Here is a 12,994-nt window from a genome sequence, read left to right on the forward strand (position 1 = left end):
GTGTATTACTGTCTAATACGGAACTTAGATTCCAGCCCACACATCTTTTCCGTATCGCCCTTCACGTTGCAATTGGTCTAACCAATTTCTTGCCTCTTGTTCACTTACCCCATGATTTCGCTGATAAGCTTGACAAAGAGTATCCTCTACATCTGGAGCCATTCGACTTCCATCACCGCATATATAAAGATGAGCGCTGTTATCTAATAAAGAAATTAACTTGTCTCCATCTTGTTGCATTAAATGCTGTACATATGTTTTTGGATGTCCTTCCAGACGCGAAAAAGCTGTGTGTAAGGATAATATGCCATCCTTTTCATCTTTTTTTAATTCTGTACGATAGAGATAATCCTGTTCAGGATGACGACAACCGAAATATAGGTGAGCTTCTCCTAACTTTATGCCTTGCTGTTTCTGGATGCGACGTGATTGTAAAAACCCTCGGAATGGTGCAATCCCAGTTCCTGGTCCAACCATGATAATTGGCGTTTCAGGATTTTTTGGCAACTGAAAACCGGATTGTGGAGTACGAATAAAACAAGCAATATTGTCTTCGTTGTGACGTTGAGCTAAATAGTTAGAAGCGACCCCTTTATATTCGCCTTGTCCACTCCGTGCGGGTCCGCTTACAACACCAACTGTAATACTCAGGCGATTCTGGGCAACGAGTGGTGAGCTTGAAATAGAATAGTAACGTGGTTTGAGTGCAGGAAGAAGTTCTAAAAACCGCTCAAACGGCATTTCACATGCTTCGTACTTTTCGAGAAGATCTAACATGGAAATACGTTTCTTTAATATTTGCTCTTGGTAAGTTCCCTCCTCCACTAAAGTTTCCAATTCTCTTTTGTGCGGAGGGCAAACCGTAAAAGATGCCAGTTCCCGTATTTGTGCTCTGGTTGCTGCTTCCTGCACTTCCACACTATAGCTAAGAAGATCACGTAAACTAACAGGCATATCAAGTGGCAGATGAGCTGCGTTTCGTCCACTTGCTGTCAGTACTATTTTATCATTTCCATTCAAATTATACCCACGGAGAACGCGGCTGACATTTTCCTCACTGTTGTGTGGAAGCACTCCGAGATGGTCTCCTTCGTGATAAGTAACTCCTTGCGGTAAGGCCACCTCGATATGCCGAGTGCTCCGATCATTGTCAGCTGATTGGAGTTCGCGATTTTCCACAATAGTTGCATTCATTGCTTCGTATGAACGAGCAAGAGGAGATCCTCCAAGGCCACTGACAAACTGAAGGCTTAGGGTACTGCGTTCTTTTTCTACATTTTCATTGAACTCCAATCCAAAAGCTTTCATCGCATCCGACCACATGCTTTGTTTCCATTGATTAAGCTGTTCCTCAAAGTCTCCACTGACATCTCCCTCTCCGCGTGTTGAGAACCTTGTGGCTCCCTGTTGAGCCATCTGCTCGTCAATATATCTCGGAACATTCTGATAGGTACTGGCCCAGTTATGATCTCCACAGCCAAACACCGCATAATGAACACCTTGTAGCTCACCATGTTGTAGTTCTTCAAGCCATTGTACGAATTGTCCAGCATTGCTCGGTGGCTTTCCGTTATAAGAAGAAGTAACAATGAGAATGGCTCCTTCTTTCGGTAAGTTACCAATTCGGTCATTTAAAGGCGATACTTCAGTCCGTACGCCATGCAAACTCGCTGTATCTGCAAGTTCCCGTGCTACACCCTCAGCAGTTCCAGTATCAGAGCCGTAAAGAACAAGAAGCGGACGATTATTGAGTCCTTGGAGAGAAGCTGCATTCTGAACTTGCTTTTCCGTTTTGTGGTCCTCCGGCGTCTCTGCTACAGGTGTTAGGACAGACGGACGGATGGCAGCTTGATTTCCGGATTGAACCTTTATCTTAAAATCACCTGGCTTTAACGTTAATGTTTGTTTAATGTCCAGCTCATAATTCGCATAATCGATGAATTCAAAATGCTGAAGAAGCATTCCCAGTACGAGAGTGGCCTCATGAAGGGCAAACTGCATACCGATACATGCCCGCTGGCCATTTCCAAATGGCTTATAAGCATGATGAGGAACTTTATCTGGATCTTCAAACCGTTCGGGATGGAATTCTTCTGCATTGTCCCCCCATGCATCTTTATCTCGATGCAGCTGTGGAATAAGAACCATAATCCGATCTTCTCTTTTCTTTACCGGATATTTTCCGCCAATCATCGTGTCTTCTTTTGCATAAAGGCTGAATGCTGGTGCGGTAGGCCATAGACGCAGCGATTCATTTAAAATCATCCGGATATACTTAAGCTGCAGAACTTGTTGATATGTCGGAGTGGGCCCTGTTAATACCCGATCTACTTCTTCATAAGCTTTTCTCAATTTATCCGGATTTTTTAATAAGTAATAGATCGCAAAGGATAACAATCCACTTGTTGTCTCGTGCCCGGCTATTAAAAAGGTGATGATTTGGAAACGAATATTTTCATCATCCAGTGTTTCACCCGTTTCCGGATCCTTCACATTTAACATACGGGAAAGCAAATCATTTCCTTCCTGGTTTCCATTGGCCTTACGTTCGGCAATAATATTATCCACTAAAGAAAACATGGCTTGGATATCATGCTGAAATTGACGTTTAGTTCTCACCATGAGTTTGTCCTGTATATCTAATCGTTGTGTTTGATGCATCGCTTCATCTAGAGCACGGACCATGCTGGTGATAAAAGGATGAGGAGTCTCACGATAATAACTGTTGAATCGGTAATTAAAACCGCATAAACCAATCGTGTCCAATGTAAGACGGGTCATATCCTCCGGGACATCCACCTCTTCATTCGGATTAAGCCGTGCCCATTTTTGAACGAGCTGTACGGCAATATCGATCATCATGGCATGGTAATCCTTCATTGCCCGCTGACTGAATGTAGGCGTCAGAATATTATGGGCTTTTCTCCAGTTAGGCTCGTGCGTTCCACTTGTAAATAACCCGTCTCCAGCAAAGGGACGAACCTTTGCTAAAGGACCTTCTACACTTTTATCGAACCGTGATTGGTCACAGACTTCTTCTACCAATTCATGCCCAGAAACGATAATGGCAGTACCTCCTGGAGTTTGAAGCTGAAAAATGGGACCGTACTCTTCCGCCAGCTTGATAAACGATAGGAGCGGTTTATCTTTATCAAGTAGAGGTACATTACCTAATGGACCAAACGTTTTAGGTTGGGGAATATCATTAAGCTTTTTCATTAAAAACATCCTTTCAAAAGAGCATGTTATTTTAGTAATTATTCTTGCTTGAAAAATTTCACCTATCTGCATTACTTTAAAAAGTTTACTTTTAAGCTGTGTTTGATAACTTGTTTTCATCTCTCTCTGTCTTTTATTACAGTTGTAAAGTTCCCGAAAACATGAGGGGTGGCCTGTTGATATGCAACGGATGATAACAACATGACAACGAGTTCCTCCGGATGCTGGTCTGCAAGAACATCCAATTCGATCCCTTTTACAATAAAAGGATAAGTTTGGTCGTGAAAAGGCTTGGGATTAAAAGTTAATCATATAGGATCGTTTAGCTTCATTTCTATACTTTACCAATATGCTTATGATTATGATGCTAGGATCAAGTTCTTTATCTCAAGGAGTTGCTGCGGAATGGTTATGTAAAGGATATTATGAGGAACATGTAGCGAACGTAAGAATTCACTTGAAAGAACGAAGACGAATGATGGTACAAACTTTAAATAAGTATTGTGCAGACATTGCAACGTGGGATATTCCTAGTGGCGGATTTTTTTATATAGCTAAAGATTGTACCTAACATTCCGATGGAAAAACTATTTTCAAAGGCACTATCAAAAGGTGTTCTTTTAAATCCGGGATGTATTTATGAAGAAGAATCAAATCAGTACATACGATTATCATATGGATATGCTTTCCCGGAACAAATTACTCACGAGGTTAAATTGCTCAGTGCACTAATCGGTGAGTTAATGGCATGATAAAGATCCTCTTTTACTTATAAGAGGATCTTTTTACGTATCTTATTTACCACAATCCCATTTCCTGCCCCAATAAAATAAGCTCTTCATAAGGATCTCCGTCAATTTTTAATACTTGAGCAAATGCCGGTTCAGTTTTTAAACCTTGCTCTTTTAAGCGAATAACTTCTTTCCTTATATGTGGATACTGCATTAATAGCATGTGCTCTACAATCATATGTTTATATGCATTTTGGCTACGAACTGGCTTAGGTTGACCAAATAATTCAAATTCAAAACCTTCAAATTTAAAACTCACCTTTATCGTTTCAGTATTTTTTATATTTTTCTTTTTTAGCTCGAATCCTTCATATGAACCATATAAGAATCTCATTTCTTGTTCAAAAGCATTATAATTATGTACTTCCATTACAATATCTAAGTCAGAATGAAGAGTATCAATTCTAATAGGGATTGTTCCGCAAAGAACTGGACTATATAAAGCTAAATCCTCCATTATGTTTAGTTTATTCATAACTTCGTAAACTTTTTGCTGTTTATCATTCCCAGATTGTAAATATGTGATAGATGTAAACATAGAAGCCTCTCCTTCATTTAACGTAATAATCGTCACACTAAATTTGAGAAAAATTTAAATCAATTCATTTTGTTCTAGGAGTAACTTTATTTCAATATATTAAGCCGAACTAACTATATTTTTCAACTTTTCTCTTATACTGCAATACTATAAAAATAAAAAGGAGAAATTATTATGAGCATTTTCAACATTCTTTTGACCATACACATATTATTTGGAACAATATGTTTAGTCACTGGTATTTTAGCGATGGTTGCTCAAAAAAAGAAAGGCAAGCATACGGAATGGGGAGAAATATATCATGCATCTTATGTTGTAATTACCATTACTGCAATAATATTGTCCATAATAAACTGGGATAAAATCGCATATTTATTTTATGTAGCAATTTTCTCTTATGCATTTGCGATTTATGGTTACCTTGCAAGAAAAAAGCGTTGGAAAAATTGGCTCCACCACCATATTCGAGGTATGTTAGGTTCTTATATAGGTGCCGTAACTGCACTTTTAGTAAATGTCGGAATTCATATTCCCATTATTAATTCACTGCCGCCAATATGGTTTTGGTTTTTACCTACCTTAATTGGTATTCCTCTCGTAGTCAGTGTATCAAAAAAATATAAAAAACAGAGAGAAAATTAATTGCATTTTGATTACTTTCTGACAAAACTTATTAAAAATAATAATCAATATATTATTTAGAAAGAAATTCAATATCCTATTGTTTCAATTTGAGCGCATAGAACTAACAAAAAAGAATCCAATAATCATATTGGATTCTTTTTAATTTATTCAAATAAATGACGATTTTCAAAAACAGACATTTTACCTACGGCTTGAAAGCCAGATTTTTTATAAATATTGATCCCATCAGGTGAAGCTTGTAATACGCAGTGAGTATCTTTTAATTGTTTTGCTTCTTGCAGCAAGAAATTAAACATAGTAGTGCCGAATCCTCGTCCTCTCATTTCTTCTTTAGTTGCTATGTCATAAATACCAATACTATCTTTTGTGGATACCAATGAGCCAACAGATACAACTTCATCATTATAGAAGCCTAGGTATAGTTTCATATTTTCGCTATTCCATATATCGAAAGTGGAAATTTGTTTATAGAATGCTTGTACATTTATACCTTCCTCTGATTCACCGAATAGATCAGCTAATGTTTCTCCAAATCTTTGGATTTGCCCTGACGAAGATGCTTTTTGTATCGTAAAACCTACGGGCATGTTTATTGTTGGATGAAGTGTTTTTAAGTCTACAACCATTGCAATATTATGTTCTGCTTCTTTTAAGCCCAGGTTTAGTAATTCGCTTTGAATAATCTGCTCTTGCCCGTTATTCCAAAACCATACACTCATTGGAAATTTCTTCTGATTAAAGTATGTTACCTCAGAATGTAATTGCTCGACTCCACTCGTTAAACTATTGTTTAGTAAAGTAATAATATTAAACGTATCTGCAGGTAAACCACAGTCAACAGCAATGTAATCCTTCGTTTCTTTTACATTCATTCCGTGTATAAGTCTAGCAATATATGAAATCTTATATGTAAAATTATCTATTAGTAACTGTTTGTAATTCATCAAGTGTGCTCCTTTCATAAAAATTAATACTCGAATCCTTCTATATTAAATATAACATATTAGAAATTTACCTTTTTCTATAAAAATACCTTTTTAAATTGTGCTCTGTAGTTTAAAACAATTAAAAATGATATAACGTTGTCGGAATGAAAAAAGTGGTATATAATAAATATTAACATTACTAGTAATTATTTTAGGTATTCCTAGAATAAAGGAGCGATACATATGAAAATTACTATTTATTTCGGAAGTCATGAAGATCAAGATGTTCGTACTATGGACTGTCATTTAGATGTAGAAGATACAGAAGAGATTGTTTCTGTATCATAATATAAATAGTAGGGATGAATCCTCTTCCCTACTGCATTTAAGGCACCTTTTACAGGTGTCTTTTTTGTTGTTTTTTCATCAAAAACCCTTTACTTTAGAGTGTTTTAATAGTAAAATATAAATATACGAACAAACGTTCTTTTTACTTTAATTGTACATGAAGGGATGATTTTAACAATGGTTCAAGCAAAGCGCAGAGGAAGAAAAAAGCAAACACCTATTATTTCAAATACAGGCTTTATCGGCTCTGTCTTTATTGATACATTGGAATTACAAAAGAAATCCTATTATTTCGCTCGTAAAAAACTCCAAATCGTTCATCACGTTTTAGACGGTCTCTCTGGGGCAACGAGTTCTCTATTTAAAGAACATAACATTTCAGCATACATGTCATGTGTGTATTTACATAAACAAAAGAAAATTGGCTTCGTTCTTTCAACGAAACCATTTGAACAAAGTGATGGTGTTGCTTATTTTGTGAATTATTTAATCGAAAAGAATTTTTACGGCAGCCATGACGAAGATGTAGAATATCACGAAGTATTTAATACAGGTTTTATCGGTGTAGTATTTGCTGATTTATCTAGTATAGATCGCTTTAATTTCGAGTTTGAAATGGGTATGTTAACGAAATTAATGAAAGATATGATTATTCCGGTTAAAGAACTCTTTTTACGCCACAATGTACCGGCCTACATCTCCACTTCTCATTTAGAGGAACAAAATAAATTAGGTTTCGTTCTATCTGTAAAGCCATATGATGAACGTGCTGAAGCAGATTTATATTTTGAAGCGTATTTAAAAGAACGAGGATTATTTATTGGTGATGAAGAAGATGATGTTGATAAGATTGTTATTAGAAAAACAGCTGAATTACGATAAAAAAGCGCAGGATGATATTCCTGCGCTTTTTTAATATTATTTAATTACGTTCAATACTATACCCTTTTGAATGAATTTCTAAATTCAGCTTATTTGAGTGAGCCTTATTCAAAATAAGAAATACAATACCTCCTGCAATTGGAAGCATGTAGGCTGGAATATAATTTAATAATAGACCTGAAATTGCGAGTGCTATCGGCTGCATCATTTTACCTATACTTAATCCAATACTGAGCACTCTTCCCCTATATTCATCTGGAATCTCTTTTTGCATGAAATAAATTAAAGGGATATCGATTAATGCTATCATTAGCCCTAAAAAGAACATAATAACGCAATACATAGTAACGAATACAAAATTATTTACTTCAATACTTTTGAATAAAACAGGGATACCTGAAACTATCATAAAAATTGCCAACATAAAACTTATTTTTTTCAAAAAATAAGAATAAGAAAAACGATCAGTTATCTTCTTTACTAACATTGCACCAACTATCATTCCTATTGGAAAAGTCCCTTGAATGATACCAAATTGCTTCGAGCTAAGATTGAGAACTGTGTTTATAATGTATGGTAATGGGACTGTTACAGCAAACCCTAAGAAAAAATTAAGGGAAATCAAAATACTAAACGTATTCTTTAAGCTTTCTCTCTCCATGAAGTAATAGAACCCCTCTTTTATATCTTTAATAAAATCAATTTCTCTTATTGAACATTCCTCATTTATGTTGCGCTCGAACAATTTAAAGTGAATAAACATTATGAATATGCCTGAAAGAATAAATGAAATACCGTTTATTATTATGAACGTTTTTATATCTAAGACAGCAAAAACGATACCACCTAACATAGGACCGAGAATTAAAGATACAGAGTCAATAATTTTACTTATAGAATTAATATTCATTAACCTCTCTTCAGAAACAATATTCGGTTTCGCGGATTCTAATCCTATCCCAAAAAATGTTGTAAATACCGTTATAAGAAAGGTAGTAGCGTAAATGGTGAATAAGTTTAATCCATAATTACTGCTAAATATATAAACAGTAATTAATAAGCCTCCACTTAGTAAATCCATACAAACGACCAATTTCTTTTTATCAACTTTATCTGCAATTACACCAGCAAATGGATTCATAACAATCATTGGAATAGTTCCTAAAATAAGCGTAATTGCGAAATTTAATGCTGATCCGGTTATTTGTAAAACGTATAATCCTAATGCAAAACTATAAATAGAGCTACCAAATATTGATACTGTTTTCCCAAATGAATAGAGACACATATTTCTTAGTTCTTGATTACTTTTTACTTTTTGTGAATAAATTTGTAAGCGTCCCATAACTTTTCCCCCTGTTTAACTTTGTATTACATACAGTGTAAGTTCTCGTGTAAACCCAATATCAATATGCTTTTATTAAAAAATTTCAAATAAAAAATTAAAAAAGATGGGGTTAACCCCATCTTTTTCCGAAAAATGAATATGTATAAATTTCTTCTCCTTCGACAAAGAAATTTTCGTATTTCCCGCCCCGTTCCAAATATTTAGAAGTCCTTTCATCAATGGAATGAAACTTTAGCTTTTGGATTTCTTCCTTAACTTTTGAAGATGTAAAATTCTCTCGAAGTCGAGGTGCAATTTGGCTATTTATGCTAAATTTATTAAATAAAATAAATGAACTTAATATATAACAATCAGGTTTAAAAAGAGGATTTAATTTATGTAATAAAAACTCCTCATGTTCAAAACTATAATTACTTGTACCTGACTGATCAATTACAATATCAGCAGAATAATTCTGAATAGGTATGTTTAAAAAGTCGGCACAGATAAATAAAATGTTTCTTTTAGGATTTGTTCTTTCAATTACATCCTTTAAAAGTAAAAGTTTATTCAAATCTCGATCAACAGCAATGTATAAGCAATCTTCTGGTAGTTCTTCATAAATATTTCTTAAAAAGAACCCAAAACCTGATCCTAAATCAAGTAATATTTTGTTATTTAAATCTAGCTGTATTAGTTTCCTTTTCGCCCATTCTCCGCCTCTTTGTATATTTTCCAAAAAAATAGTATCTGTTTCATGGATATAATCTGGAATAGAATCTTCAAGCGATGTCATTTCATACGCTTTAAATAATTTGCCAACTGTTAAAATCCCTGAATTAATCGCATATTCTTCATCACAATTACAAATTAACTTACCCTCAACAATTTGATTCTTATTAATAATGCCATCTTCAAGAATTAAATTTCCGTTACACTTAAAACATTTAAATAAATTAAGTACTTTTAAATCTATCCCTAAAATTGAATTCGACATTTCAGTTGCTAATGATAAATTATTTAACGCTTCCTTTAATTTATCTTTTCGTTCCTCTAAAGTTTTTATTTCTTGTTCAATCTTTTCATATTTTACTTTAAATAAAGATTGATAAAAAATGTCTTTTTCGTAATCTATAGATTTCCCTAAATTTTTATAAAGGAACAGTTCTTTAATTTCATTCAGGCTAAACCCTAGCCATTTGTACTCTAATATTAGTTTTATATCCTTTTGACAATACTCGTCAAAAAAATAATGACTGCCCTTTTTTTCAGGAATAATGAGCCCTAGGTCTATATAATGTCTTATCGTATCTACACTTATATTATTTACATCTGCAAACTTACTGATTTTCATACTATCACTACCATTTATATATTTGTTTATATATACTTCTTTTTTATTTTTAAAAATCCTTTTATCTCTTTATACAAAATTATTTATAGCATGAATTAGAATTGCTAATTTCAGAAATTGGAAATTAATAGCTTTAATCATCTTTAAACCATCCCACTTTTATTGTCTTACTTACATTTATTATCCGTCGCCCCTGTTATATCGCATCCATCTAAATTTATAAAAATGCTATTGAATTTACCTAAAACACCTAAATCAACAGTTTCATTACAGTAGGCTTCACCATCTCTATCGATTTTTATCATAATATCCTACATTATACTACCATCGTTTCAATTCACTTTTTAAATCAATTTAAAGGTTTTCCTATCAATCTAAAATTCCTTTTTCCTAGAATTTTAGATTATCCCCTAATAACTCGTCTATAATACTCCCGTTATTCGTAATCATCCAAGTTAACTTGATCACTCTCTATTTGCTCATTATCAATGTAGGCGTAACTTGGCGTCTCCAGTGATGGTCACGCTTTCAAATCATAGCCAACATAAGTATTTTCCAAAGCAGTCTCACTTGGCGGTTCACGACGGACAACAGTTAATGTCCCATGGATAATGTCTACCATTAGTACATTACTCTCTCCTCATTAATCCTCAATTTCAATTCCAGCTTGTTTAAATGGGTCTAATACTTTCGGATAACACATGGAAATATATTCTACTGTTTTTAAATTTTTTAGATTCTGAAATCCTTCAACAGATATTACATCAAATAGACTGTCTTCACCATCCCAATCTGGCTTTAGAATATGATAAATTTCATTCCCACCATCAAAGCAAAGGGATTCAATTTTTTCTAAATCACTCATTTCTAAAGTCAACTCTTCTAAATAATCCCTGATTTCAACAATTGGTCCCGCTCCAGAATACCATTCAAAATTATTTGTATACTTATCGATTAAGTCTGTTAATTCTTTTAGAAATAGTGGCTCTTGATCTAACAATGCTTCAATTACCACTAATTTAAAATTAAAATCTTTAAACATCTCACTCTTTCCCACATTAACTACCCCCAATATTATCTTTATCCTAGTTTTTAATCTAAATTACACTAAAAAGCAATGATAACGCGAACAATTCTAATAGTAATAATAATTCAAACAATATTCAACGAAAATCTAATCAAAATCAAGAACAATAGGCTACTAACGTAACTTTAGAACGACGTGCTGTTATTGTTACTGTTCATAAAATTGAACAAGCTGATAGTATTAATGAATTTGACTTTAAAATCGGACCGGATTTTGAGGAACAAAAAAATAACCAGGGCCTAGAATATTTTGTTTTAAAAGTAAAAATGCAATAATTCATAATCGAATAAAAATAAAAACCCGCGAATGATTCACGGGTTTTACTTTAATAACTAACCGCTATTGTTCCTTCACCTGCATGTACAGCAAATGAAATTGGTAATGGATATAGTTTGAAATCCATTTCAGGGAATGCTTGTTTAATATCTGCAATCCATTCTTCTGCCCCATCTTTATCGTTGGCATGGAACATATGAAGTACTTTAGGTAATTCTTTTTCAAGCTCATTTTTAATATATTCTCTACACTTTTGGATTTTGCGAACTTTCTTTTCAAGTAAAAGTTCTCCACCTTTTACTTCTAATATTAAGTTGACACTTAATAAACTTCCAAGTAAAAATTGAACTCCCTTTACACGTCCACTTGCGTATAGACCTTTTAAACTCTTTGGAAATACATAAAAAGGTCTTCTTTTTGCATCTACTAATGTTTTATGTATATCTTGTAAAGTCATACCATCATTGTATAACGATTTCGCTTTTCTAATTAGTTCATCCATTGGGTAACTTGTCGATTCACTATCTAACACAGTTAAAGGGAACCCTGCCATTTCTGCAGCAAGTTTCATATTTTGATAAGTTCCACTTACTTTTCCGCTAATAGCAACTGCAAAGCCTTCTTCATATTCTTCTTTGCATTTTGTAAATAACTCTACCATTTCCCCGATGTTAGGTTGTGATGTAGTGACAGTTTTACCTTCGTTTAACGCAGCATAGACACGTTCACGTACACCTTCTTCACAATCTTTGTACGACACTCCATCAATAATAACTTCAATTGGAATAACAAAGTTATCTCCTTCTGTTGTAAAACTCGCAGTTGTACTATCAGTAACCCAAGCAACACGCTTCATGTTGTTCCTCCCTTAATTCAATTCCTCTTTTCTAATTTTTCTATATATTTATGTTATGAAAAGAGAATATCCCTGTAATAGTAACAGGACTTTATTGTTTTGGCTATAGTAGATGAATATTAAATGTGACTATTTTTTGTCTATTTCAACAATAAAAGAAGAAAATCGAAGTATTTGCCCGATTTTCTTCTTACATACATTATTTAAAAGTTTCATTATCTAATATTACAACATAATCATTCGTTAATCGTCCTGCTTCTTTCGTATAACTAACAAGCCTTTGTATGTTATCACAACATATTTTTGCTCCCCATACGAGTAATGGTACGCCGATAAAATCGATGTGAAACCTTCTAGAAAATAGACCCCCAAAAGTCATAGGTAAAGGCACAGTTGGTGATGTATTAGAAAAAATGATTTTATCATGGTTTTGATAATGTTTTTGCAAAATCTCACCTAAATGCTTCATCGCAGGTACAACTACTTTTGACGCACCGCATCCAATTGTATATACAGGATTACCGTTCTCATCTATTCCACGAAAAATAATTTTTCCCATATCTTCTGTTTTTAATTTATTGAAGTACTCGACATTTAATATTTCTTCTTTCGTTAACTTTCGATCGGTCGGTAATTTATTTAAATGATATGCTGCAGCTAGTGAAGTTGTATGTGTTCCACCAAAGTCCGTGTAAATGAATATCATATTATCATCCCTTGTTGTAAAAGTTCAATGTTAATTAGT

10 protein-coding genes and 2 pseudogenes are annotated in these 12,994 nt (G+C 33.8%); 4 read left to right on the plus strand and 8 right to left on the minus strand.

Going from position 1 to position 12,994, the window contains the following annotated elements:
- Positions 1-24: 24 nt before the first annotated feature.
- Positions 25-3,219, minus strand: a complete 3,195-nt coding sequence (locus tag MR065_RS08970; protein WP_242213414.1) for a bifunctional cytochrome P450/NADPH--P450 reductase — start codon at positions 3,217-3,219, stop codon at positions 25-27.
- Positions 3,220-3,589: 370 nt separating this feature from the next.
- Here MR065_RS08970 and MR065_RS08975 point away from each other — a divergent pair.
- Positions 3,590-3,971 (plus strand): annotated as a pseudogene (locus MR065_RS08975) (aminotransferase class I/II-fold pyridoxal phosphate-dependent enzyme); the annotation flags it as partial.
- 46 nt (positions 3,972-4,017) lie between these two features.
- Here the strand turns inward: MR065_RS08975 and MR065_RS08980 are convergent.
- A complete protein-coding gene (locus MR065_RS08980) occupies positions 4,018-4,548 on the minus strand; it encodes a DUF4269 domain-containing protein (protein WP_242213376.1) in 531 nt (176 codons plus the stop codon).
- A 174-nt stretch (positions 4,549-4,722) separates the two neighbouring features.
- On the opposite strand from MR065_RS08980, the gene MR065_RS08985 reads away from it, so the two are divergent.
- A complete protein-coding gene (locus tag MR065_RS08985) occupies positions 4,723-5,190 on the plus strand; it encodes a DUF2306 domain-containing protein (RefSeq protein ID WP_242213377.1) in 468 nt (155 codons plus the stop codon).
- Positions 5,191-5,336: 146 nt separating this feature from the next.
- Here MR065_RS08985 and MR065_RS08990 read toward each other — a convergent pair whose 3' ends face one another.
- Positions 5,337-6,137, minus strand: coding sequence for a GNAT family N-acetyltransferase (locus tag MR065_RS08990; protein WP_242213378.1), 801 nt, complete (start codon positions 6,135-6,137; stop codon positions 5,337-5,339).
- A 495-nt stretch (positions 6,138-6,632) separates the two neighbouring features.
- Here MR065_RS08990 and MR065_RS08995 point away from each other — a divergent pair, with 495 nt between their 5' ends.
- Entirely contained in the window at positions 6,633-7,349 is a 717-nt protein-coding gene (locus MR065_RS08995; protein WP_242213379.1) for a hypothetical protein, read from the plus strand.
- Positions 7,350-7,389: 40 nt separating this feature from the next.
- Here the strand turns inward: MR065_RS08995 and MR065_RS09000 are convergent, their stop codons facing one another.
- The 3 genes from MR065_RS09000 to MR065_RS09010 form a co-directional block, all read right to left on the minus strand.
- A complete protein-coding gene (locus MR065_RS09000) occupies positions 7,390-8,694 on the minus strand; it encodes an MFS transporter (RefSeq protein WP_242213380.1) in 1,305 nt (434 codons plus the stop codon).
- A 112-nt stretch (positions 8,695-8,806) separates the two neighbouring features.
- Positions 8,807-10,030, minus strand: coding sequence for a MerR family transcriptional regulator (locus MR065_RS09005; protein ID WP_242213381.1), 1,224 nt, complete (start codon positions 10,028-10,030; stop codon positions 8,807-8,809).
- Positions 10,031-10,673: 643 nt separating this feature from the next.
- Positions 10,674-11,087, minus strand: coding sequence for a DUF6892 domain-containing protein (locus MR065_RS09010; RefSeq protein WP_242213382.1), 414 nt, complete (start codon positions 11,085-11,087; stop codon positions 10,674-10,676).
- Positions 11,088-11,158: 71 nt separating this feature from the next.
- Between MR065_RS09010 and MR065_RS09015 the strand changes: the two are divergent.
- Positions 11,159-11,392: pseudogene (locus MR065_RS09015) on the plus strand (hypothetical protein); the annotation flags it as partial.
- A 50-nt stretch (positions 11,393-11,442) separates the two neighbouring features.
- Here the strand turns inward: MR065_RS09015 and MR065_RS09020 are convergent.
- Together MR065_RS09020 and MR065_RS09025 are read right to left on the minus strand one after the other, a co-directional pair.
- Positions 11,443-12,249, minus strand: a complete 807-nt coding sequence (locus tag MR065_RS09020; RefSeq protein WP_242213383.1) for a DegV family protein — start codon at positions 12,247-12,249, stop codon at positions 11,443-11,445.
- 199 nt (positions 12,250-12,448) lie between these two features.
- Positions 12,449-12,955: a DUF3189 family protein gene (locus tag MR065_RS09025; protein ID WP_242213384.1), complete on the minus strand. Its 507-nt coding sequence runs from the start codon at positions 12,953-12,955 to the stop codon at positions 12,449-12,451.
- Positions 12,956-12,994 lie beyond the last annotated feature (39 nt).

Source organism: Bacillus cereus group sp. BfR-BA-01383, from assembly GCF_022663495.1.
Classification (GTDB): domain Bacteria; phylum Bacillota; class Bacilli; order Bacillales; family Bacillaceae_G; genus Bacillus_A; species Bacillus_A cereus_AU.